The 25,201-nt window shown below is 28.6% G+C and carries 20 protein-coding genes; 13 read left to right on the plus strand and 7 right to left on the minus strand.

Translation table 11 applies throughout. From position 1 onward, the window contains the following. Window positions 1-142 precede the first annotated feature (142 nt). The 9 genes from EU92_RS04460 (at window position 143) to EU92_RS04425 (ending at window position 14,208) form a co-directional block, all read left to right on the plus strand. Window positions 143-859 carry a pyridoxine 5'-phosphate synthase gene (locus EU92_RS04460; protein ID WP_032514224.1) on the plus strand — a complete coding sequence of 239 codons (717 nt, stop codon included), beginning with the start codon at window positions 143-145 and terminating at the stop codon, window positions 857-859. Between the two features lie 8 nt (window positions 860-867). Continuing rightward, on the plus strand, window positions 868-1,185 hold the full coding sequence (locus EU92_RS04455; RefSeq protein WP_032514223.1) for an MgPME-cyclase complex family protein: 318 nt from the start codon (window positions 868-870) through the stop codon (window positions 1,183-1,185). Window positions 1,186-1,202: 17 nt separating this feature from the next. Further along, window positions 1,203-4,382 (plus strand): exodeoxyribonuclease V subunit gamma, encoded by a 3,180-nt coding sequence (locus EU92_RS04450; RefSeq protein WP_032514222.1) that lies wholly within the window; start codon window positions 1,203-1,205, stop codon window positions 4,380-4,382. Window positions 4,383-4,384: 2 nt separating this feature from the next. After that, window positions 4,385-4,858, plus strand: coding sequence for a methyltransferase family protein (locus EU92_RS04445; protein ID WP_032514221.1), 474 nt, complete (start codon window positions 4,385-4,387; stop codon window positions 4,856-4,858). Window positions 4,859-4,870: 12 nt separating this feature from the next. Beyond that, entirely contained in the window at window positions 4,871-8,497 is a 3,627-nt protein-coding gene (locus EU92_RS04440) for a UvrD-helicase domain-containing protein (protein ID WP_032514220.1), read from the plus strand. A gap of 1 nt (window position 8,498) precedes the next feature. After that, window positions 8,499-10,202 (plus strand): AAA family ATPase, encoded by a 1,704-nt coding sequence (locus EU92_RS04435; RefSeq protein ID WP_032523434.1) that lies wholly within the window; start codon window positions 8,499-8,501, stop codon window positions 10,200-10,202. 138 nt (window positions 10,203-10,340) lie between these two features. Then, window positions 10,341-12,122 (plus strand): DEAD/DEAH box helicase, encoded by a 1,782-nt coding sequence (locus EU92_RS04430; protein ID WP_032514218.1) that lies wholly within the window; start codon window positions 10,341-10,343, stop codon window positions 12,120-12,122. Between the two features lie 9 nt (window positions 12,123-12,131). Then, window positions 12,132-12,425, plus strand: coding sequence for a hypothetical protein (locus tag EU92_RS0109005; protein ID WP_032514217.1), 294 nt, complete (start codon window positions 12,132-12,134; stop codon window positions 12,423-12,425). Between the two features lie 10 nt (window positions 12,426-12,435). Continuing rightward, complete coding sequence (locus EU92_RS04425) at window positions 12,436-14,208, plus strand: ABC transporter ATP-binding protein (RefSeq protein ID WP_032514216.1); 1,773 nt, start codon at window positions 12,436-12,438, stop codon at window positions 14,206-14,208. Between the two features lie 17 nt (window positions 14,209-14,225). Here EU92_RS04425 and psbP read toward each other — a convergent pair whose 3' ends face one another. Next, window positions 14,226-14,783: a photosystem II reaction center PsbP gene (psbP, locus tag EU92_RS04420; RefSeq protein WP_032514215.1), complete on the minus strand. Its 558-nt coding sequence runs from the start codon at window positions 14,781-14,783 to the stop codon at window positions 14,226-14,228. A gap of 103 nt (window positions 14,784-14,886) precedes the next feature. Between psbP and recR the strand changes: the two genes are divergently transcribed. Both recR and lipA read left to right on the plus strand, forming a co-directional pair. Continuing rightward, the gene (gene recR / locus EU92_RS04415) at window positions 14,887-15,486 is read left to right on the plus strand and encodes a recombination mediator RecR (RefSeq protein WP_032514214.1); all 600 of its coding nucleotides are present in this window, start codon (window positions 14,887-14,889) and stop codon (window positions 15,484-15,486) included. 2 nt (window positions 15,487-15,488) lie between these two features. Continuing rightward, window positions 15,489-16,388 carry a lipoyl synthase gene (gene lipA / locus EU92_RS04410; protein ID WP_032514213.1) on the plus strand — a complete coding sequence of 300 codons (900 nt, stop codon included), beginning with the start codon at window positions 15,489-15,491 and terminating at the stop codon, window positions 16,386-16,388. Here the strand turns inward: lipA and EU92_RS04405 are convergent. Genes EU92_RS04405 through lysA form a run of 6 tightly spaced genes read right to left on the minus strand, consistent with a single transcriptional unit; the run spans window position 16,385 to window position 21,958 of the window. Next, window positions 16,385-16,885 (minus strand): hypothetical protein, encoded by a 501-nt coding sequence (locus EU92_RS04405; protein WP_032514212.1) that lies wholly within the window; start codon window positions 16,883-16,885, stop codon window positions 16,385-16,387. The genes lipA and EU92_RS04405 overlap by 4 nt on opposite strands. 12 nt (window positions 16,886-16,897) lie before the next feature. After that, complete coding sequence (locus EU92_RS04400) at window positions 16,898-17,830, minus strand: rhodanese-related sulfurtransferase (protein ID WP_032514211.1); 933 nt, start codon at window positions 17,828-17,830, stop codon at window positions 16,898-16,900. Further along, window positions 17,827-18,834, minus strand: coding sequence for a biotin synthase BioB (gene bioB / locus EU92_RS04395; RefSeq protein WP_032514210.1), 1,008 nt, complete (start codon window positions 18,832-18,834; stop codon window positions 17,827-17,829). The genes EU92_RS04400 and bioB overlap by 4 nt, the downstream gene beginning before the upstream one ends. A gap of 6 nt (window positions 18,835-18,840) precedes the next feature. Further along, window positions 18,841-19,644: an isoprenyl transferase gene (locus tag EU92_RS04390; protein WP_032514209.1), complete on the minus strand. Its 804-nt coding sequence runs from the start codon at window positions 19,642-19,644 to the stop codon at window positions 18,841-18,843. 3 nt (window positions 19,645-19,647) lie between these two features. Then, complete coding sequence (cdaA, locus tag EU92_RS04385; RefSeq protein WP_032514208.1) at window positions 19,648-20,556, minus strand: diadenylate cyclase CdaA; 909 nt, start codon at window positions 20,554-20,556, stop codon at window positions 19,648-19,650. Between the two features lie 28 nt (window positions 20,557-20,584). Continuing rightward, window positions 20,585-21,958 carry a diaminopimelate decarboxylase gene (gene lysA / locus EU92_RS04380; RefSeq protein WP_032514207.1) on the minus strand — a complete coding sequence of 458 codons (1,374 nt, stop codon included), beginning with the start codon at window positions 21,956-21,958 and terminating at the stop codon, window positions 20,585-20,587. Window positions 21,959-22,043: 85 nt separating this feature from the next. Between lysA and EU92_RS04375 the strand changes: the two genes are divergently transcribed. Both EU92_RS04375 and EU92_RS04370 read left to right on the plus strand, forming a co-directional pair. Beyond that, window positions 22,044-22,484 carry a GNAT family N-acetyltransferase gene (locus tag EU92_RS04375; RefSeq protein WP_032523560.1) on the plus strand — a complete coding sequence of 147 codons (441 nt, stop codon included), beginning with the start codon at window positions 22,044-22,046 and terminating at the stop codon, window positions 22,482-22,484. Window positions 22,485-22,663: 179 nt separating this feature from the next. Then, the gene (locus tag EU92_RS04370; RefSeq protein ID WP_032523561.1) at window positions 22,664-25,192 is read left to right on the plus strand and encodes an ATP-dependent Clp protease ATP-binding subunit; all 2,529 of its coding nucleotides are present in this window, start codon (window positions 22,664-22,666) and stop codon (window positions 25,190-25,192) included. Window positions 25,193-25,201: the final 9 nt, after the last annotated feature.

Raw genomic sequence — 25,201 nt, forward strand, 5'->3', positions numbered from 1 at the left:
AAAAGGATTAATACTATAATGAGTATTTATAAATTTTTTCTTCAAGTTCAATCAACTGTTTATTAATAATTTATAGGTTTGTATTTTTTTTTTCGCTATTATTGGGCGGTTACAAGATTGTCTAGAAACTAAAATTTCGATTATGACTACTTTAGGAGTAAATATTGACCATATTGCAAATGTAAGGCAAGCAAGGAGAACTGTAGAGCCTGATCCTGTACAATTTGCTTTTTTAGCTGAATTAGGGGGTGCAGATTCAATAACAGTTCACTTAAGAGAGGATAGAAGACATATACAAGATAGAGACGTTTTTCTTTTGAAAGAAACTATAAAAACTAAACTGAATTTAGAGATGGCGGCAACAGATGAAATGTTAGATATTGCTAAAAAACTTCTTCCGGATTACGTAACACTTGTACCAGAGAAAAGAGAGGAAGTTACTACTGAAGGTGGGTTGGATGTGAAAAACAATGTTACATACCTTAAGAATTTTGTTGGGAATTTAAAAGATTCAAACATTGAAATTAGTGCATTTATTGATCCTGTTGGTGAGCAGATCAATTATTCCAAAGAAATAGGATTTAACTTTATAGAATTACATACTGGAAAATATTCTGAACTAACCGGTCAAGATCAATACAAAGAGCTCCAAAGGATTATAGAGTCTGCACATTTAGCAAATGACCTTGGAATAGTTGTTAATGCTGGGCATGGCCTAAATTACAATAATGTAAAAAAAATTGCATCAATTAACAATATGAACGAGCTAAACATAGGACATAGTATTGTTGCAAGGGCTTTAGCGGTAGGATTAGAAAAGTCTGTTCGTGAAATGAAGTCACTTATTACATCAAATTAAATTTCAAAATGACAACATATTTTTTCGTCGCGGCAAGTGAAAAGTTTTTGACAGTTGAAGAACCTCTTGAAGAAATTTTGAAAGAGAGGAAGAGAAACTACAAAGAAAACAATAAAGAAATAGATTTTTGGCTCTTAAAAAATCCATCTTTTTTGCAAACCAATCAATTTGCTGATCTAATATCAAAGATTCCATACCCCCCAGCAGCTTTATTGTCGACGGATAAAAAATTTATAACTTTCTTAAAGCTACGTTTAGAGTTTGTTGCTGTTGGGGAATTCGAATGTCCTAATGCAGAAATAACTGATCCATTTAAACTTGAGTAATATAATCAATCAGTAAATTGCTCAATCTTTATAAATCAAACAAAATTGAAGTAATTAGTGAGCTTTTGGCAGAAGAATTAAAAATATGTCCTCCTTTTATAAATGAGAATTTAGAAATAGCTGTTCCTAATTATTTTTTGGGTAAATGGTTAAGTGAACAAATAACTATAAAAAACAAAATAAGTGCTCTTTATGAATTAAAAACAATATCAAGTTACACCGAATCATTATTGACAAATTTTTTCCCAGAAATTGATATGGGGTTATGGAATTTTGAATCAATAAAATGGGGAATTATTGATTCATTAGAAGAACTAAATAGCTTTAAAGAATCATTTCCGCTTAGAAATTGGATTAATAAATATTTGGATAATAAAAAGACAATTGATGGAGACCTATATAATCTGACAAAAAAGATCACGAGTAATTTTATTGATTATCTAATTTTTAGACCTGAAATGATTTCTGAATGGAATAGATATGAAATTAATTCACTTAATCTATATAAGAATTTAAATAAAGATCAATTTTGGCAACCTATTTTATATAAATTATTAGAGAAAAAGATATCTGAAAAGCCTTCATGTTTATACATGATTGAATTAATAAAGAATTTAAGAGAAATTAAAAAATTTCATATTAAAATACCAAATCAAATTTATATTATTTCAGATAATAACTTATCTAAACTTTATATTAATTTTTATTCAGAACTTTCAAAATTTACTAAGGTAAATTTGTATTTGTTATCTGCAGGAGATGATTTATGGAACAGAATAAATTGTATTGAGGGTGAGTTGGAATTTGAAAATTTTGAAAGTAAATTTAATTTTAATACAAATATTGAGAAAATATTTGGTAAATTTGGAGCAAACTTTCAGAAACTAATTGAGGAAAATATTTATAAGGAAGGTATCAATTTAAAAAATAATCTAATATACATTGATCCAATAACTAATTTTTATGAGAAGAAAGATACTCCTCTCCTTAATCAAATACAAAAAAGAATAATTGATAATAATAGAAATGATTTTATAGTAAATGAAAGTGATGATTCAATATTACTTTGTGAGCATTTTAATCAGAATAGTCAATTAGAATATATAAGAAATAAAATTATAGAAATAATAAATTCTTGCGAGAATATTAATTATAGTGATATCGCTGTTTTATCTCCACAAACTAATCAAATTAAACCTTATCTAAGGTATATCTTTAATAATGAAATAATAAATGGTATAAAGATACCTTATATTTTTATTGATGAGAATAATAATGATTCTTCAGATATATATAAATTTCTAATTGACATAACTGGAATAGCAAATGAAAAAATTACAATTGAAAGAATAGATTTTATTCTTTCTAAAAAGGAGACTCAGAACATCTTGGACTTTGATGTTACTGAAAAGGATGAAATTATTTTGTTACTTTCCCAAGTAGGTTTTCATTGGGGATTAGATTCCAATGAAAGATTAGGAGAAGAAAAAAATAGCCTTGAATGGTGTATAAATAGAATTATTTTAGGCTTAATTTATGACAAAGAAATCAATTTAAGTACTTTTAATCTAAAGCCATTTAGCCCAAAAAATATAAGTTTAGATTTGAATAAATGGGTTAAAATATTAATCAATTTAAAAAAATATATTAATCTACTAAGGGGATCTTTTTCTTACTTAGTTTGGGTTGAAAAGATAAAGTTTATATTAAAAAAAATTGCTGATTGTAACACGAAATATAATTTGGAAATAAGCGAAATAAATAGAATTCTTGATAGTTACGCAATACCTTTAATTCCTGATGACCCTATTTTGTTAAATGTTTTTATAGAGATATTAATTTCTTGTATAAATAAAGCTAAATATCAAAGCAAATCACGTATCAACAAGATTCTAGTGAGTGATATTGAAAATGCAAGACATATCCCACATAAGGTTATCTTCCTAATAGACATGAATAGTATTTATTATCCAAAATTATCAAAGAATGAAAATATTAATTTATTAAATAATAAATATCACCTGGGAGATCCATCAGTTTTTGATAGAGAGAAATATTTATTTCTTGAGTTGTTAATTGCCTGTAGAGATAAATTTATAGTTAATTGGGTAAAAAATGACAAAAATAATAAAAAATTAGATGTTTCTTTTCCTATAAAAGAGTTAATTTCTTTTTTTGATAGTTTTTTAAAACAAGACCAAAGAAAACTAATAATTAAAGATTCTGATTTAAATAAAAAAGAAATAATTGATCTTAATAGTTCTAAGATAATTAAAAGTAATTACTCTTTAGTAGAAAATATAGATTGGAATGAAAAAAAATCTGATACTAAAAATTATAAATTGTCAGAACTGATTTATTGGTTCAAGACTCCACAAAAATATTGGCTAAATAAAAGAAATATTTCTCCCAAGGAAATATTTATTCATCATCCAGATGATGAATATGTCAGTAATCTGCAAAAGTCGCAACTAATTACAAAAATAATCCAAGAATTAGAGATTGATAACCATAATTTTATTGATGATTTAAATAATTTGAATATTAATGATAAATTGGTTGAAAATGGTATTTTTATGCCCAAAAATAGTTTTTTTATAAAGGAAAAAGAAATCAAGGATTTAATAGGTAGTTTATCTACAAGTTTGAGTCAACATAATAAGATTAATAGAATTTATGTAAAATTAAATGCAAATAAAGAAGAATATTTTATCGCTGATGACACTGTAATTGAATTAATTCATTCGAAACTAAGTTTAAGTCGTTTGACAGAGGCTTGGATAAAATCACTCTTCATTTCTTCTTTAAATAAGAATATAAAAAAGACTAAATTAATTTTTAGAATAGAAAATCATTATAAATCACAAATTATTCAACCACCAGGAGCAATTGAGTCAAATTTAATTTTGGAGGAATACATTAATATTTTTAAAAATTATTCTGAAAAATGTTTACCTCTACCTCCAGAAAGTACTTATAAATATGTAGAAGCAAAAATAAAATCAAAAAATGAGAAAAAAGCTTTTACGGATAGATGGATTGGTAATAAAACTTTTTCTAAAGGAGAAAAAGATAATATTGAAATGAAGTTATGTTTTGGAAATGAAAAAGAACCAGATTTCTTTTTTGGAAATAATAATTTTGATAAATTATCATTCAGATTATATGGCCCTCTTATTGAAGCATTAAAGAAATAAAAATGACTAAATTTCAGTTAAAATTTTTTTTAAAATCTGCCTATGAACTAATTCTTGTTTGTTTACAGTTCTTTATTATTAGTCTCCATTTTTTTCAATGGGAATTTATTCCACAAAATCAAATAATTCAAGTTAGTCCTTTTTCTTATTTAGTGGGGTTTTTAATTATCTTAATCGCTTTCATAATATTGTTAATTGCAATTAAAGACTTAGGTAGAAATTTATCCCCTTTCCCAAGACCTATATCTAATAGCAATTTAGTTACTACTGGAATTTATCAATTTACTCGTCATCCTATGTACTATTCTTTAATATTTATTTCCTTTGGCGTTTTCATAACAAAGCTATCTATTTATTATTTATTTTTATCAATAAGTCTATGTTTAATAATTAAATTTAAGATTGCTTTAGAAGAGCAATATTTAAAAAATAAATTTAATAATTACTTACTTTATAAAAATGAGGTTAAATATTAATTCAATAAAGATATGGATATTAATCAGATTAATTTAGATAATAAATTTAAATTAGTAGAAGCAAGTGCAGGAACTGGTAAAAGTTTCACGTTGTCTCATATAGTTTTAAGAAATGTTTTGGAGAAAAATATTAAACCAGATGAGATACTCTTATTGAGTTTTACAAAAAATACGTGTTCTGAATTACGAGATAAAATACTTTTGAGATTTCAGGATTTAAAATTATATTTGCAAAATCATAATGAAATCAATATAGATAATACTCTTAAAGATTGGTATCTGAAATTTAAGGAGAATGGAAAATCTAAGGAAGAAATTATATCCGAAATTGATAATTTCGTTAATGAAATTTATAAATTACAAGTAACTACATTCCATGCTTTTTGCAATAATATTATTGATGAATATAGTATTGAAATAGGTGTAACTCAAGATCAATATATTGAGAATAATATAGATAATTTGTATAAGGATGTAATAGATAATTTATGGATTGAAGATTTTCTAAATCTTAATCCTGAGATGATTTTAGCTGTTACCAAAAAAAAAATAAGTTCTAGATTTGGAACTAGAATCAATAAGTCATTTTTTGTAGAAATTTTAAAAAATATAGATCAAGAAAATATTTGTAAATTTCAAATAAATAATAAATATAATATTATTGATATAAATAATTATTGTAATGAATTTTTTTATGTAAATTGGAATGAGTTTTGTGTTGAATGGAATAAGAATGGTAAGGAATTATTTTTAAAACTTATAGATTTGGGAAAATTAATTAAGGACTGTGGTGGTAAAAGTCAAATTTATGCTGCAAAACCAAGAAATGATAAGTTTAATCAAGTAAATTGTTGGATTGAAGAAATTAACCAAAGACTTTATTCGGAAAATTTTATTGATTTTCTTTATGATATTTCTAAAGAAGATCTTTTATTTAAATATTTTTACAATGAAAATATATCAAAAGAAATTAATAAATATAATTTAAAATTAGATTTTACCAAATTTAATTTATTACAAGATAAAATTTATAAAATAAAAGAAGGTTTCTACACTGAATTTGTAAGAATATTTACCCAATTAGCTTATATAAAATTAATTGAATTAAAGAAAAGTTTTTCTATTTTCAACTTTAATGATCTTATAAAGACTGTAGAAAATACATTTCTAGATTCAGAAATTATTAATACTAGCACTCTATATAAAATTCAAAAAAGATTTAAATGTGTCTTAGTAGATGAGTTTCAAGATACAGATAATATTCAGTGGAATTTAATAAAAAAGTTCTTTAATACTAAAAATCATTTTTTGCTTTGTGTCGGAGATCCAAAACAAGCGATCTACAAATTTAGAGGTGGAGATATTGAGACTTACCTGGATGCGAGATCTAATGCAATTGAAGTTTTTAGTCTTACAGATAACTATAGATCCTCAAAAAAGTTAATGGATGTTATTAATAAACTTTATAGGAATGGACTTAAAGAATCAAAACTTAATTACTGTAAATTAACTTCTAGAATTAATGAAAATATTAATTCTGAATTTAAATATAATGATGCATTTGAAATTGTAGAATTTTCAAAAAAAGATAATGATTTAGAGGATCTTGTAACACATTACATAGTGGAATTTATCTTAAATAATAAAGAATTTGATATTAATAAAATTGCGATTCTTACATTAAATAATTCTCAATGCTTAGATTTGAAAAATAAATTAAATCAGTTTAACCTCCCATGCAAAATTCAAAATAAACAAAATATTTTTGATACAGAAGCAAGCTCTCTATTGTTTTTATTCATTGATTGTTTATTAAATCCAATGATTTTTAAAAATATAACTTTGCTTGCTGCTTCAAAGTTTATTGAAATTGAATTAGAAGAATTTCTTAATGATGGAATTAGTAATAATTTAGAAATTTTGATAAATAAATGCATTAATTGGTCTCAGGAAATTACAGAAAAGGGTTTTTTAAATATTGTTTATGAACTTCTTATAAATTACAATTCATCCTCGATTATTAAAGATTCAGATTTAAATTCAAATTTATTTCAACTTTCAGAAATTGTTGAAATAGAATTAATCAATAATGATTTTAATCTCAATAAGGTTTTTATCTGGTATAAAAATCAGTTAGATCATTCTTTAAGAATTTGTACTGGAGAAGATTTTTTGACTAAAGATTATAATCTTCAAAATGGAATAAATCTTTCTACCATTCACAGCAGTAAGGGCCTAGAATTTGACATGGTCTTATGTCCATATCTTTCAATTATTTCTAATAAGTCAAATAAAATTAAAGGACCTATTTGGAAATCAAATATTAATAGAAACATCTACATTAATATTTCTAATAATTATGCGAAGGTTAAAAAATTTAAATTATTAGAAGAAGAAGATTTATTTAAAGAGAGTGAGAGATTAATTTATGTAGCACTTACAAGAAGCAAATATAAACTTATAGTTTTTAATGATTTAGAAGATACAAATAATATCTTAAATAATCATTTACTTAATAATTTGGAAAATATTAATATTTATAAGTCTACTTATGAAGTTATTAAAGAAAAAGAGAAAATTAAAGAAATTTTCTCTAAGTTTCAAATTAACCGATTTAACAATAATCTTTGGAAAATCAATAACTTTAATAAAAAAATATCCAAAGAATTTAATTCTGATCAATTTATTTCTTATTCAAGTTATTCCTCTTGGATAAGTAAAGATAAAAATATTGATGCAGTCATTAATCAATATAAGGATTATGAAGATAATATATCAATTATCAAAGAGTCTAATTTTAAGAAATCACAGAATTATCCCAATTATTTTTCTTATCCAAATCCCTTAAGCGAATTCCCAAGAGGAACTATTGCTGGGACTTGCTTGCACAAAATAATAGAAAGATTTGAATTCAGAAACGATAATAATCAAGAATTAATTGATTTAATTATTGAGGAATTAAACTTTCATCAAATCGATCCTTCTTTGGCTTTTAAAGTAAAAGATGCGATTTTAAGAATTATAAATATATCTTTAGGGAGTAAATTACAAAACAAAAAACTTGTTGATATCCCAAATGAATACTTACTTAAAGAAGTTAAATATGATTTAACATTATCTTATAAAGGTAGAAATATAAATTCTCACGATATATCAAAATGTTTTCTTTTAGATCAGGAATATGAATTTGGTGAAGAATATGCAGACAAAATAAATGATCTTCAAATTATGAATAAAGGCTTTCATTCAGGATGTATTGATTGTATTTTTCCTGTAGGTAATACATTAGAAGATAGTAAATGGTGGATAATTGATTGGAAAAGTAATTTAATTTCTGGAAGTGATAATAGTGATTGTTTACCAAGAAACTATAACTATGAAAATATGAGAGATGAAATGATTAAACATCATTACCCCTTGCAATCTCATCTTTATTTATTAGCATTACATAGATTATTAAAGTGGAGACTTAAAAATTATCAACCACATAAAAATCTAGGAGGATATATTTATTTGTTTTTAAAGGGATTGCCAGATTTTGAATTATTTCAAAAATCTAATTCGCAGGATAAATCTCCAGGCGTTTTTATTAGTAATGCTCCTTTAAAGAGAATTAATTATTTAGATAACCTTTTTTAGAATGACTAAAACAAATACGGATATTGAAAAGTTCCAATATGACCATATATTTAATTTAATATTAGGTATTTTTAAATTCAATGAAAAAAAATATGGTAATTTCGTAAAAGATATAATAACGATTTTATTAGAGTTTGAAAAAAATGGTGAAACTATTATTGATGTAGATAATAGTTTAATAATCTTTGAAATATTAGAAGATGGCTGGCCCAATAAACATCTAGATATTCTTATAAATATAGGCTTGATAGGCTCCCTTAATTCTCCATTCCTATTAGTAGATAGAAAATTATCTCTTGCAAAATGGTCAAGAAATATAGAAAGAGTTATTAATTCATTTTTAAAAAAAATAGATACCGATAATTTAATGAATTCGATGATTTATGAAGATAATAATAAAATTGATCAAATTAAAAATATATTCAAATATTCAAACATAGTTTTCCTTCAAGGAGGACCAGGCACAGGTAAAACAACTTTAATAATAAACTTAATAATAGAACTCCTTCGAATTGATAACTTTTTAAATATTGGTTTGTCATCTCCAACCGGTAAAGCTACAGCTCGACTAAAAGAAGCTCTTAATGATAATAAAAATATTTCCTTTAGCAAATTTCTAGACCAATTAGAATTTCAAACTTTACATAGATGGATCTTAAATTCTCAAAATAAATCTCTTAAGTTGAAATTTAAACTAAAAGAACTTGATATTTTCATAATTGATGAAATGTCAATGGTAAATATAGATTTGATAGAATCAGTTTTAAGTTTATTAGCAAAGGACTGTAAAATTATTTTAGTTGGAGATAAAAATCAATTGTCCCCAGTAAATAACTGTTCTATCTGGAATTATTTGTTTGAATATTGTGAAAATAGCGCAATTAAATCTTGTGTAGTAAATTTAGAAAAAACTTATAGAAATATTGGAGATATAGCATTAATTAGTAGTTTAATATTTAATAATGATTATTCTTTACTTAATCAAAAGATAAAAGAATTAGAAAAAAATAATAAATCAAAAGAAGTTACTTTTTCAAAAAGTAGAGAAAAAGATATTCCAAAACATTTATTTTTTTCAATTAAAAGTCATCTAAATAAGTTAAGTCTTTCAACTTCAAATTTAAGTAAAAAAAAATATATATTTGATGAGGGTATTGATAATTTATTGCTTAAAGAAAAAGATTTAGTAGATAAGATATTTTTTGATTTACAAAGTCACTTGATTTTATGTGAAAAAAATGATGGAATATGGAGTGTTGAATATTTGAATGAAATTGTTCTTGGTCAAAAAAGACCCTATGACCTTAAAACTCTTAACGAGGGTGTTCCGATCATGTGTACAAAAAATAACAATGAACTTGGATTGTCAAATGGCGATATCGGTGTACTTATAGGTTTAAAAAATGATAGAAAATATCTTTTCAGAAAATTTAATGATAATAACGAAGAAATTGTCACTTTAATTGATCCATCTAATTTAGAAAATGTTATTCCAGCAATAGCTATTACTATTCATAAATCTCAAGGAAGTGAATCTGAGGAAGTAAGCATTTTGTGGTCCCAAAAATATAGAAGAAATAAATATGCTTTAAAAGAACAAAAAAATAGTGAAAATATCTTTTGCAGAGATAATTTCGAAAAAAGGTTATTTTATACTGCTGTAACAAGAGCGAAAAAATTTCTAAATATATATTATTTAAATTAAATCTTATTTTTGAGAAATTAGTAAGATTTTAACCTCAAGATGTTAGATTAATGATTCGGCTCTGTAAGGCTAGTCAACAATTTAAGTAAATTTAGATATTTGTTGAATGCCTAATCAGAAGATCATTGGGCATTTAAAATGGCTTTAAAAAAAAATAATAACTCTCTTGATAGTGAGCAGGATAGATCTCAGAATCAAGATGTTTCACTAATCGATTTAAAGAACTTAGAGAACAAATCAGAAATTGAATCTCAACCATCGCAAGAATCGAAAGGAAATGATAATGAGAATGGATTTCTCGATTTTGGTTTTAATCAATCGATCTTAAATTCTTTAAGAAATAAAGGATACAAAAATCCAACTCCTATCCAAAAAGCTGCAATTCCCGAACTATTGTTAGGCAGAGATTTACTAGGCCAAGCGCAAACAGGAACAGGAAAAACTGCAGCTTTCGCATTGCCACTAATAGAAAAACTTGCAGATAATAAAGAATTAAATGCCAAGGTTTTAGTTATGACTCCTACTAGAGAATTGGCAACTCAAGTGGCAGAATCTTTTAAAAGTTATAGTTCTGAATCTAGTAATTTTAAGACTGTTGCAATTTATGGAGGTACCGACTATCGAAATCAGATTTCCGCATTGAAAAGAAAAGTTGACGTAGTAGTTGGAACACCTGGACGAATAATGGATCATATAAGGCAAGGAACTTTTAAAATTAAAGACATAAATTGTCTTGTTTTAGATGAGGCCGATGAGATGTTAAATATGGGTTTCCTTGAAGATATTGAATGGATAATAGACCAACTTCCGGAAAATAAGCAGATGGTATTGTTTTCCGCAACAATGCCTAATGAGATTAGAAATATAGCAAAAAAATATCTGAATGATCCCGCCGAAATATTAATCAAAAGTGTAAAAAAAGAAACTCAATTAATTTCTCAAAAATTTCTATATGTACAAAGGCATCATAAGTTAGATGCTTTAAAAAGAATATTAGAACTTAATAACGAGGGAGTAATAATTTTTGTGAGGACAAAACTACTTACTACTTCAATTGCTGAAGCTTTAGAAAATTCAGGTCATACTGTTGCAGTACTTAATGGTGATATTCCTCAAAATCAAAGAGAAAATACTGTAGATAGATTAAAAAAAGGATTTATTGATATCCTTGTTGCAACTGATGTAGCAGCTAGAGGATTAGATGTTGAGAGGATTAAACTTGTTGTTAATTACGATTTTCCTTTTGATAATGAAACATATACTCATAGAATTGGAAGAACTGGAAGGGCAGGCAGATCAGGAGAGGCAATTTTATTTGTTAATCAAAGGGAAAAACATTTTCTAAGAAACTTAGAAAACTCAACAAGAACTAAAATTGAAGAAATTAATATACCAAGTAATAAAATAATAAATGAAAAAAGGATGGAGAAACTTATAGAGAACGTTAACGAGAGTTCTTTAGCTAAAGATGAAAATGAAGAAAATAAAGCTTTGATTATTGATGTATTAGATTCTTTAAAAGAAAAACACTCTATGGATCACTCAAATATTGCAATGGCGGCGATAAATTTAGTAATAGGTAATAAAGCATTTTTTGTTAATGAAGATGATTCTTGGATTCATAAACAAAATAATAATGATCGTAATAGATCAAATAGAAATGGAAATAATCGTATTAGAAATTCAAATAGAAGAAATAATTATCAAAATGATTCTTTTGAAACCTATAAATTTAACTTTGGTAAATTTGATGGGGTTAGAGTTGCAAATATTATATCCTCAATCTGTAATTCAACTAATATAAATGGTAGATCTATTGGTAAGATACAAATTTTTAATGATTACAGTTTGGTAGATTTACCAAGGGATCTGCATAGAGAAACTAAAAATAAATTAAAAAAAATTAAAGTCAGAAACTAGGCCCAGAGAATGAAAGCTAACAAATATAAATTCTTTATTTTTGTGAATCTGATGATCCTTTTCAACTCCTTTAATAGTAATTATTTAGCTCAAACGAAACAAAATTCAATCATAAAATTATTTTGTCTTCAAAGTGTCAAAGAGGAGATGATGAAATCAGAAATTGAATATAGTGAAGAAATTGCAAATGAAACTTGTGACTGTTATTACGAAGAATTTATGCAAACAGCAAGTCATCAAGAAGCAAAAACAAAATGTAAATTAAAAACTAAAGAAAATTTAAATCATAATAGAAAAATTTAATTGCTTTTTTATGAGATCTAAGAACAAACAAAATCCAATAATTAGACTTTATTTGAATCTTATTGAAGAAAGAAAATTACTATTTTTTGCTTTTTTTAGTTCCATCATTAACAAGATATTAGATTTAGCCCCCCCTGTAATAATCGGTCTTGCAGTGGATATCGTTGTAAAAGAACAGAATTCATGGATTGCTGGTTTTGGGATAAAAGAAGTCCCTGCACAATTAATTTTTCTTGCATTTGCATCAGCAATAGTTTGGTCTGCCGAATCTTCCTTCGAATATTTATATTCGGTTTTATGGAGAAATTTAGCTCAGCTATCGCAACATAAATTAAGAATTAAAGCATATGAGCATATACAGGAATTAGATATGGAATTTTTTGAAAGCGATAATACTGGAAGGCTATTATCTATTTTGAATGATGATGTAAATCAACTCGAGAGATTTCTAGACCAAGGGGCTAATCAGATTATTCAGTTATTTATAACTGTTTTAATAATTGGTGGAACTATGATTTGTGTTGCTCCAAAAATTGCTTTATTTGCTTTCTTTCCTATCCCAATAATATTCTTAGGATCAATTAACTTTCAAAAGAAGCTTTCTCCTAAATATAAAGATGTAAGAAATAAAGCTGGACTGCTGGCGTCAAGACTTAATAATAATTTAAGTGGAATTTTGACTATAAAAAGTTTTACCAAAGAAAAATGGGAACTTAATAGATTAAATAAAGAAAGTCTCGCTTATCAAAGAAGTAATAAGGCTGCAATAAAATTATCTTCAGCATTTATCCCTCTTATAAGATTCGCAATATTATTTGCTTTTATAGCAATTCTATTAATTGGTGGTTTCCAAACTTGGAATAAGACACTTAATGTAGGTACTTATAGCTTTTTAGTATTTATTACACAAAGACTATTATGGCCTTTAACTACTTTGGGTCATGTTTTAGATGATTTTCAGAGATCTATGGCATCAATAGATAGAGTAATTGATCTTATAGATACGCCTATAAAAATAAAAAATGGAAAAATAAAAATTGAACCTAAAGATACCAAAGGAAAAATAATTTTTAATAATGTAAATTTTAATTATCCTGGACGAGATTTAACTTTAAAAAATATAAATTTTAATATTGAAAATAACTCAACATTAGGAATTGTTGGTTTAACAGGTTCCGGTAAAAGTACAATAATAAAACTACTTCTTAGGATTTATGATAGTAATAATGGGTCAATAACCTTGGATGGCATTTCTATTAAAGAAATTAATTTGAGGGATTTAAGAAAGTGTATATCTCTAGTTAGTCAAGAAACTTATTTATTTCATGGCACTGTACAAGAAAATATTGCCTATGGCTCAATCAACCCAAGTTTGCGAGAAATCATAAATGCCTCAAAGATAGCGGAAGCACATAAATTTATTGAACAATTGCCAGATGGTTACAAAACCATAGTGGGAGAAAGGGGGCAAAGGCTCTCAGGAGGGCAGCGCCAAAGAATTGCCTTGGCGAGAGCTATTTTAAAGGATGCTCCAATATTAATATTAGATGAAGCTACAGCCTCAGTTGACAATGAAACAGAGGCTTTAATTCAAAAATCATTAACCAAAATCACAAAAGAAAGAACCACTATAGTAATAGCTCATAGATTAAGCACTATAAAAAGTGCAGATAATATTATTGTTATTGATAAAGGTAAAATAGTTGAAAGTGGAAAGCATGAAAAGCTATTAGATAAGAACAAAATATATGCTGATTTGTGGAATGTTCAAGTAGGCATCTAATAAAAATTTTTCTAAAACTATATTAAGAAGTTAAATGATTCAATTACATTATTAAACATCCCATCAACTTTATTCCATCTCTCTTCATTTGTTCCTACAGCAAAAGTATAAAGAGTTCCTCTATCAATTACGACAGTAGCAAGTTCATGTCTGGCCTGTTCATTTAAATTTAATGCATACTCTAAATCATAGAAAGTATGATTTGATGCATCCCTTTTGTTAGCATTAATAAGTTTTACCTCTCTACCTGAACCTTCAGGAGCAATAACTTTATCAATTAATGTTTGACCTACTTCACTTGGGCTTCCCAACTGTTCTAGTTGAATCTCTTTATTTACATCAGAAATTACTAAACTTAATGTCTCATTACTATTGATTAAATCATGATAAATAATTTCTGGCCCTCCATCAACTTTTACTCTAGTCCATCCTGTTGGATACAAAAACGCATATCTTCCGTCTGGGCTTTGATAAGATTCTAATCCCGCATTGAGTGCTCCACTACAAGCACTAAGTGTTAAACATAAAAAAATCAAAAATAAATATTTGTATGGGTTAAATTTAAGATTTTTCATTTTGTTTGAAATTACTAATTAAAATCATAATAAGACATTAAAAGCAAACAATTATGGCAATTTAGAATTTTGCGTCTAAATTATTCCTAGAAATAGTTTAATTTTGATTAACTATACCAAACCACTTTCAAAATTAATTGGTCATTTTGAAAAATTTCCGGGGATTGGTCCAAGAACAGCTCAACGACTAGCCCTGTTTATTTTAAAACAACCTGAAAGCACAATAAGGGATTTCTCAAAGGCCTTGTTAGAAGCTCATAGTAATGTTGGTCGTTGTACAAAATGCTTCAATTTGACTTCAGAGGATGAATGTGAAATTTGTAGAAATTCTGAGAGAAATCAAAAACTCATTTGTGTAGTAGCAGAAACCAAAGATTTGCTTGCTTTAGAGCGTGCTAGAGAATTTAAAGGGGTCTATCATGTAATTGGAGGTTTGATATCCCCAATGGATTCTGTTGGCCCGGAACTCCTAGAAATAAGAAGCTTAGTAGAACGAGTTAGTAAGTCTGAAATAGATGAGATCATATTGGCATTAACTCCAAGTGTTGAGGGAGATACCACAAGTCTTTATATTGGAAAATTATTATCACCTTTCACTAAAGTTACTAGAATTGCATATGGCCTACCAATGGGCAGTGAACTTGAATATGTAGATGAAATTACACTAGCTAGGGCGTTAGAAGGGAGAACTAATTTAATTTAAAAATGAGTCAAAATAATCTAATCAAGCAAGAAAAAATTTTAAGACTTCCTTCTTGGATAAAATTTCCTATTAGTAAGGCTTCAGAGTTTGAAAATATACAAAGACTTATCAAAAAATCAAATATTCATACTATTTGTGAAGAAGCAAGATGTCCAAATAGAGCAGAATGTTATGCCTCAGGAACAGCTACTTTTTTACTAGGTGGATCGATATGTTCTCGTTCTTGTGCTTTCTGTCAGGTAAATAAAGGTAGACCTAGTTCAATCAATATTGATGAATGCATTCAAGTCGCTGAAGCAGTAAAAGTACTAAATTTGAAATATGTTGTCTTAACATCTGTAGCTAGAGATGATCTCCCTGATCATGGTGCAAATTTATTTGTATCCACAATTAATGAGATTAGAAAAATTGATTCAACTATAAAGATAGAAGTTTTAACTCCTGATTTATGGGGTGGTGGCAAAAATTTTGATGAAACTAATAACCTTCAGACCAAAAGATTGAAGATGATTTTAGAAAAAGATCCAGTTTGCTTTAATCATAATCTTGAAACTGTTGAAAGACTTCAAAAAGAAGTTAGGAGAGGTGCTAATTACAAAAAATCACTAAGTTTACTAAAAAAGTCAAAAGATATTGCTCCTAATATTCAAACTAAATCTGGAATTATGTTAGGTCTCGGGGAAACATTGGATGAAATAAAAAATACAATTTATGATCTTAAAAAAATAGATTGTGATCAAATTACAATCGGTCAATATTTAAGGCCCTCATTAAATCATTTGGCAGTTAAGAAATATTGGGATCCATCAGAGTTTGAATATTTATATCTTTTCTCTAAGGAATTAGGATTTAAGAAAGTATCTTCTGGTCCCTTAGTTAGAAGTAGTTATCATGCTGGTTAATTATCTTCAATTAAGGAGAGTTTCTTTTCAAGTTTTTTCAAAATGGGAATACATTCTCCTTTCATAAGTGTCCCGGCACCTCCCCAAACCAACCTTAAAAAGAGATCTAATGGGCTAGAACCAACTTCTTTTACAATTTTAAATCCTATTAACTTGAAGTATCTTACAAGTTTTTTGCTGTATCCTTCACTATCAAAAATGGCTAAGAGTCTTGCTTTATTGCTTGATTTTTTTTCAATTGCCCAAGACATAGTTGTTGCCCATATTAATTCCGAAACAAAAGGGGGTGCTTTACTCAGTATTCTTAATGTATCAAGTTGAATCCCTTGCTTATTCAAATAAGTCCAACCTTTCATTTCGGCCCAAATCTTTATGATGTTTTCTTTTTGTTCTGCTACAACGATTTTAAAAAAACAAAATCCAAGAGTTTCTCTAACTTGAATTTTAATTAATAGTCCAACGGAGCTTGCTACATTTTCTAATTCTTCAACTTTCATAATTTTGGAAAATTAATCTTGATAGATTTTTTGATGTCCCCCTTTTAATCTATCGATCTGTTTTTGCCTTTCTTCAAATCTTTTTCTATCATCATCACTGAATTGATTTATGCAGAAATGACATTGAATACCTTCTCTATATTCTTTTCTCTTTTGATCTTGAATTGAAACTGGCATTCCGCATGCATGACAAATGGAGTAAGAACCTTTTTCTAATTGGTGATCTAAAGCAACTCTTTTATCAAAAACAAAACATTCACCTTCAAATAAAATTTTTTCTTCAGGCATATCATCAAGGTATTGTAGGATTCCTCCTTTTAGGTGATAAATATTTTTATAACCTTTATTTTTAAGCAAACTTGTAGCTTTTTCACATCTGATGCCTCCTGTACAAAACATGGCTATATTTGGAGACTTCTTATTTTCTAAGTGACTATCTAAATGATCATCTACCCACTTAGGAAATTCCTTAAAGTTTTTTGTATTTGGATTTATAGCATTTTGAAATGTTCCTATTGAAACCTCATAGTGATTTCTAGTATCAATAACTATTGTATTTTGATTTTTAATTAACTTATTCCAATTAACTGAGTCAATATAGTTCCCATTATCTTGTGAAGGATTTATTTTAGGTACACCCATTGTAACTATTTCTTTCTTAAGTTTTATTTTTAATTTTTTGAAGACTTTCTTATTTGAAAAGTTTACTTTTATATTTAAATTTCTATTATCGGTATATTTCGTTAGTAAATTGATAACAATTTCAATTACATTTTTCTCAGCACAAATAGTTCCATTAATACCCTCACTTGCAAAAATCAATAAACCTGAAAGGTCATTTTTATTTTCAAGGTTTAATAATTTATTTTTGAGTTCAAGAATTAAGTCTTCTTGAAATGGGAAGAAAGAATAAAGAGAAACTATTCTATAGTTTTTGCTTTTCATAAAGAGGATAATGTTTTTTCATGGATTCCAAAATCTTTATTAAATAGAACACCAACCTCTTTTAAAAGTTTTCTGTCAGATTGAAAAGATGGATTTGAAGTTGTAAGTAACTCATCTCCATAAAAAATTGAATTCGCACCACATTGAAAACATAAAATTTGTGCTTCTTTTGAAAGATTCTCTCGCCCTGCACTTAATCTTATTTTGCTCTTAGGCATAAGAATTCTCGCCGTAGCAATCATCCTTATCATCTCAATCGAATCAATTTCTTGATTTTCTTCTAAACCAGTACCTTCGATAGCTACTAATGAATTTATAGGAACACTTTCAGGATGTGGATGCATGTTTGAAAGAACTTCCAAGAGAGATGCTCTATCACCATTACTTTCTCCTAAACCGATTATTCCTCCACAACATACATTTATTCCTGCATTTCTTACTCTCTTGATAGTATCTAATCTGTCTTGATAAGTTCTAGTTGTAATAATATTTTTGTAATACTCCGGACTGGTATCAAGATTGTGATTATATGCTGTTAAACCTGCCTCAGCTAGTCTTAAGGCTTGTTCTTCAGTTAGCATTCCAGCCGTAACGCATGCTTCCATTCCTAACTCTCTCACACCACTTACCATCTTTAACATTGCATTAAAGTATTTCCCATCTCTAATTTCTCTCCAAGCCCAACCCATGCAAAACCTATCTGCACCCTCATTTTTTGCTATTTGAGCTCTTGCTAAAACCTCTTCAACTTGAAATTGCGGGTGACTTTTTATTTGGCTAGTGCTGTAGATTGATTGGCTACAATACGAGCAATTTTCCTCACATCCACCAGTTTTTACGCTGAATAATGATGCTAATTGAATGTTGTAGTTGTTAAATTTCCTGTGAACGATTTGAGCTTTCCACATCAAATCAATCAGGGGCATATTAAGTATTTCTAAAATCTCCTTTCTCTCCCAATCAAACCTAATATCTTTATATAACTGCATTTTCGAATTAGTCATTTCTTGTTAGGAAGAATATTGAGAATCTTCATAAGATTCATTTGGTAATGATTCTATACCGCCGAAACGTCTATTCCTTGATTGGTAATCAATTATTGCTTTAAGAAATTCAAACTCATTGAAGTCTGGCCAAAGAACATCAGATATATAAATTTCTGAATAAGCTAATTGCCACAAAAGAAAATTACTTATCCTTTTTTCTCCACTAGTTCTTATTAGTAATTCTGGATCTTTAATTCCTTGAGTTAATAGCTCTGAATTAAACAATTCTTCATTTACTTCACTTGGTTTTATTTTTCCATAAGAAGTTTTTAATGCTAGTTTTTTCGCTACTTTTACTATCTCTTGTCTACCTCCGTAATTAACACAAACATTTAATAAAAAATTATTGTTGTTTTTAGTTAGAGATTCTGAATTGTAAATTATTTTTTTTAAAGGCTCTGGGAAAGGGGTTAAATCTCCAATGAATTTTATTTTTATTGTTTCCTGATGTATCTCTAGAATTTCATTTTTCAAAACTTCTCTAAAAAGATTTATGAGGAAATTAACTTCTTTAGTTGGTCTTGTCCAATTTTCAGTTGAAAAAGCATATACAGTAAGTACCTTACATCCTAATTTTTTTGATGCTTTAATTATCTCTTTTAAAACACTAACGCCCTTGTTATGGCCAAATGATCGAGGTAAACCTTTTTTAGTAGCCCATCTCCCATTTCCGTCCATAATTATCGCTACATGTTCGGGCACTTTTCGCTTATCTATTTTCTTAGATAAGTCATTACTTGTCTCGTTAATTATTTTTCCTAAGCTCATTAGTTAATCCTTTTTGTGAGTAAAGATTTCTGATTTATTAGACTCTTTTTCATTGATATCACTGATAATGTTATCACTTACTCTTGTCTTTTGGGATAAAGCATTTTTACTTAAAGATGTTTTACTTGTTCCTAAAGAGTTTTGATTGCCAATTAAATCTACAAGAAGTTCTTGTAACCTACTGCTTGTAATTGGTCTTTCCAGTTTCCCTTGGTTTGCTAAGGATAACGTACCGGTTTCTTCAGAAACAACAATACAAATACATCTATCAAATCTTTCTGTAATTCCTAATGCGGCTAAATGTCTTGTACCGTATCTACTAATTCCTTGTCTCGAAAGAGGAAGTATTACACCAGCAGATATTATTTTGTTACCTTTCACGAGAACTGCTCCATCATGTAAAGGCGTATCTGTAGCAAAAAGATTTATTAAAAGGTCAGTTGACAATTGTGCTTCAATATTTGTACCGGAATATAAAAAATCTTCAGGCCTTAAGTCACTCCCTAAATCGACAACGATTAGAGCACCTCTTCTATTTTGGGAAAGTTTACCTGCAGTATCAACTAACTGAGTAATAGTAGTAGTAGTTGCTCTAAATTCTTTTGGCGGATTTCCTAGTAATACAGTTAGCCTACCAGTACCTAATAATTCCATTAGTCTTCTTAGCTCTCCTTGCCAAAGGATTGCTAATGAGAGAGAGCAGGCTAGTACTACAGCATCAATTAATTTTGATGTTAATGGAAGATAAGCATACCTTTGTATAAACCATGCGGATGAAACTAAAAATAAATATCCCCTTAAAAGCCATAACGTTCTCTGCTCTTTTACCCTAGAAAATAATAAAAGTCCAAAACCAAGAGCGAATAAGACATCTAATAAAAACTTTAAATTTATAAACCCCCAAAAATTCACATTAAATACAAAATTAATTTAAATGTACCTAATTTTGTTTAATAAAGCGATCAGGTAATACATCATATTTTAAAAGATCAAAAGGACTTTCTCTCTTTTGAATAATCTCTGCTTCTCCATTACAAACTAAAAGAGCAGCAGGTCTTGGAATTCTGTTGTAGTTTGAACTCATTGAATTATTGTATGCGCCAGTACCAAAAACACATATTAAATCTCCTGTTTTACAATTTGCTAGTTCTATTTCCTTAAACAAAACATCACCCGATTCGCAGTGTTTGCCAGCAATAGTATATTTATTTTTTGAATTAATATTAAGTGGATTAGTCACTAAACATGCAGAATAATTTGATTGATATGTTATTGGTCTTGGATTATCACTCATCCCACCATCAACAGCTAAATATGTTCTAATACCAGGAATTTCTTTAAAAGCCCCAATTTTGTAAATTGTTATGCCTGCTGTAGATACAATAGATCTACCAGGCTCACACATTAATGTGGGAAATTCTAGGTTGTTTCTTTCGCAGGCTTTAACAACGGAAGAAGAAATTGTTTTAACCCATTCATCAATTGAAGGGGGATCATCACTTTCTGTATATTTAATACCTAAACCTCCGCCAAGATTAAGTTCCTTAATATTGTGACCAAATTTTTTGGCGTCTAAAATAACCTTTATCATTATTTCACCAAGATCTTTATGAGGATCTAGTTCAAAAATCTGGGAACCTATATGAGCATGTAATCCTTTTAATTTAAGATGATTAGTATCGCTGATACGTTTAAATAAAATATTCAAATATTCAATTCCAAAACCAAATTTGCTATCAAATGATCCTGTCCTAATGTATTCATGTGTATGGCATTCTATTCCGGGAGTAAAGCGAATCATTATTTCTAAGTCTTGATTTAATGAATTAGAAATCTCATCTAATCTTTTTAAGTCATAGTCATTATCTACAATTATTTTTATATTGTTTCTGACTGCAAACTCTATTTCTTTATCAGATTTATTATTCCCATGAAAAACAATTTTTTCATTTGGCACCCCACCTTTTAGAGCCGTTAATAATTCTCCTTCTGAAACAGCATCAAGACCTAAACCTTCTGAGGAAACCAGGTTACTCATGAATATAGAACTATTTGCTTTGGAAGCATAAATTGGTAGTGAATTCCCTGGGTAATATTTTTCTAATGCTCTTTTATAAGCTCTACAAGAGTTTCTTAAAGTGGTTTCATCTAAAATATAAAGGGGAGAATCATATTTTTTAACTAATTCTTCAATAGAACATCCACCAACTGATAATTTCCCATCTCCTCCAATGGATGTAGTAATAGGTACGATATTTTTATTAGGACTTTCGGAGTCAATTTTTTGCGTTAAAAAGGATTTTTTTTCTTCCATGGGAGGACATAAACAAACTTATACTAAACTGCCATATTTTATAATGACTTTAAATTTGAAATTTTGATTGTAGGTATATTATAAAATGATATCTATTAAACAAATAAATGAGAATGATATTGACTTATGTTATGAATTAGATTCAAATACAATTTCATTATGGAGCAAAAAACAATGGGTTGACGAATTCAAAAAAGAGGGTTCAAAAATATTTGGCTTATTCTTTGCGAATTTACTAATAGCAATATGCGTTTTTCAAGTTGTTCTTGATGAAGCTCAAATAAATTATTTTGTAGTGGATCAGAAATTTAGGAAAAGGGGTTTTGGTTTTTACCTTATGAGCTATTTAATAAAACGATGTGAAAAGATAAATTTAAATAAATTACTATTGGAAGTCTCACAGAATAATATTACTGCTCAAAGATTTTATAGTCGCTTTGATTTTTTTACTGTGGGAGTAAGAAAAAATTACTATAAAGACGGTTCAGGTGCCATCTTAAAAGAAAAAAAATTAACAACAAAATAATATAAAAATTTAATTGTTCGGATAACCAGAATGCTTGAAATTACTTTAATTTATTGCTATATCACTAAAAAAGTTAATTTTGATTGAATAAAATATACTTTTGGCTATTCACAAAAGCTCATTCTGAACACAAAAATCACATATTACTGGTAGGTTATTAGTAGGAATTTAATCTTCTAATGTTTGAAAGATTTACAGAAAAGGCCATAAAAGTCATTATGCTCGCTCAAGAGGAGGCTAGAAGACTTGGTCATAATTTCGTTGGAACTGAACAAATTCTTTTAGGTTTGATTGGAGAAGGAACGGGAGTTGCAGCAAAGGTACTGAAGTCACTTGGCGTTAATTTAAAAGATTCAAGGATAGAAGTAGAAAAGATAATAGGAAGAGGTTCAGGTTTTGTAGCCGTAGAAATACCTTTTACACCTAGGGCTAAAAGGGTTTTAGAATTATCACTTGAGGAAGCTCGTCAGCTGGGACATAACTATATTGGTACCGAACATCTTTTATTAGGTTTAATAAGAGAAGGTGAGGGAGTAGCAGCAAGAGTTCTTGAAAATCTTAGCATTGACCTGAGCAAAGTAAGAACTCAAGTTATAAGGATGTTAGGTGAAACAGCTGAAGTTGCTTCAGGCGCTAACTCTAGTAAGGGTAATTTAAAAACTGCCACTCTCGATGAATTTGGAACAAATTTAACAAAATTAGCTAGTGAATCAAAACTAGATCCAGTGGTGGGACGTCAAGCAGAAATAGATCGTGTAGTGCAAATATTAGGCAGGAGGACTAAAAATAATCCTGTACTTATTGGAGAACCTGGTGTAGGTAAAACCGCTATTGCAGAAGGGTTGGCGCAAAGGATACAGACTGGGGACATACCAGACATACTCGAAGATAAAAGAGTTTTAACTCTAGATATAGGACTTTTGGTCGCTGGAACAAAGTATAGAGGCGAATTTGAAGAAAGATTAAAAAAAATAATGGAAGAAATTAAATCTGCAGGTAACGTAATACTTGTCATAGATGAAGTTCATACTTTAATAGGTGCTGGTGCTGCTGAAGGAGCAATAGATGCTGCAAATATTCTGAAACCTGCATTGGCCCGTGGAGAACTTCAATGTATTGGAGCAACAACACTCGACGAATATAGAAAGCATATTGAAAGAGATGCTGCTCTAGAAAGGAGATTTCAACCGGTACAGGTGGGTGAACCATCTATTGAAGATACAATCGAAATATTAAAAGGTCTTAGAGAACGTTATGAACAACATCACCGTCTAAAAATTACTGATGATGCACTAGAAGCTGCAGCTCATCTAGGAGATCGTTATATATCTGATAGATTTCTACCTGATAAAGCTATAGATCTTATCGACGAGGCAGGAAGTAGAGTTCGATTGATAAATTCTAAACTCCCACCTGAAGCCAAACAAATAGACAAAGAATTAAGACAAATCCAAAAACAAAAGGAAGAATCAGTAAGGGATCAAAATTTTGATCAGGCTGGCCAATTAAGAGAAAAAGAGATAGAGTTGTCCGCAAAAATTAAAGAGGTGCTCGAAAATAAAAAAGACTCTTCAGCTGAGGAAGATTCTGATATTGAGAATAACTCGTCTAAAAATGATTCAAAACTCTTACAAAACCCTCTTGTTAGTGAAGAAGACGTGGCAAATATTGTTGCATCATGGACTGGTGTACCTGTTCAAAAATTAACAGAAACCGAATCAGTCAAGCTGCTTAATATGGAGGAAACACTTCACCAAAGATTAATTGGGCAGGATGAAGCTGTAAAGGCTGTTTCTAGGGCAATAAGAAGAGCAAGAGTTGGATTAAAAAATCCCAATAGGCCCATTGCAAGTTTTATCTTTTCAGGTCCTACTGGTGTTGGTAAAACCGAATTAACTAAATCATTAGCTTCATATTTCTTTGTTAGCGAAGAATCCATGATTAGATTAGATATGTCAGAATTTATGGAAAGACATACAGTCAGTAAACTTATAGGTTCGCCTCCAGGGTATGTTGGTTTTAATGAAGGAGGTCAGCTTACCGAGGCGGTTAGAAGACGTCCTTATACGGTTGTTTTATTTGATGAAGTAGAAAAGGCTCACCCAGATGTATTTAATCTATTATTGCAACTACTTGAGGATGGTAGATTAACCGATTCCAAAGGTAGAACTGTTGATTTTAAAAATACTTTGCTAATAATGACTTCTAATATTGGTTCTAAGGTGATCGAGAAAGGTGGCGGTGGTTTAGGATTTGAGTTTTCCGGTGATTCTGTTGAAGATAGTCAATATAATAGAATAAAATCTCTAGTTAATGAAGAACTAAAGCAATACTTTAGACCTGAATTTTTAAATAGACTTGATGAAATTATTGTATTCAGGCAACTAACTAAAAATGAGGTTAAACAAATTGCCGAAATCATGTTGCAAGAGGTTTTTGCACGATTACAAGATAAAGGTATCAAGTTAAATGTAACTGATGCTTTCAAAGAAAGGCTTGTTGAAGAAGGCTATAATCCTTCTTATGGAGCAAGACCCTTAAGAAGAGCTGTTATGCGCTTATTGGAAGATAGTTTGGCGGAAGAAGTTCTTTCGGGGAGAATAAAAGATGGCGATAAGGCTTTAGTTGATGTAGATGATAATAAAAAAGTTAAAATTAGTATCACTACCGAAGAATCTCCTCAAGAGTTAGCAAGTGCTAACTTCTAGTTATTCAAA

This window comes from Prochlorococcus marinus str. MIT 9107 (genome assembly GCF_000759855.1).
Lineage (GTDB): Bacteria > Cyanobacteriota > Cyanobacteriia > PCC-6307 > Cyanobiaceae > Prochlorococcus_A > Prochlorococcus_A marinus_N.